Consider the following 240-nt stretch of genomic DNA (forward strand, 5'->3'; position numbering starts at 1 on the left):
TCTGTTCGGCGACCCGCTGCCGGACGTGTTCCGCGAGGCGATTGCACGGCCTTCAGGAGCAAGCGACGCCTGGGATTGGGTCGGCTACGACCACTCATGGGTGGAGGTGGGCGGACGCCGCGTGCAGTCGGTGCCGGGCGGCACGCACTGGGGCGGCGGCATGTCGATCAGCGCAAACGATCAGTTGAAGATCGCGCAGATGCTACTCGACGAAGGCGTCGCATCGGGGCGCCGTGTGCT

The 240-nt window shown here is 67.5% G+C and carries 1 pseudogene; it reads left to right on the plus strand.

The annotated features are described in order from the left end of the window. A pseudogene (locus SB822_RS60495) lies at positions 1–240 on the plus strand (serine hydrolase); the annotation flags it as partial.

The organism is Paraburkholderia sp. SIMBA_054, from assembly GCF_046534875.1.
GTDB classification, from domain to species: Bacteria; Pseudomonadota; Gammaproteobacteria; order Burkholderiales; family Burkholderiaceae; genus Paraburkholderia; species Paraburkholderia hospita.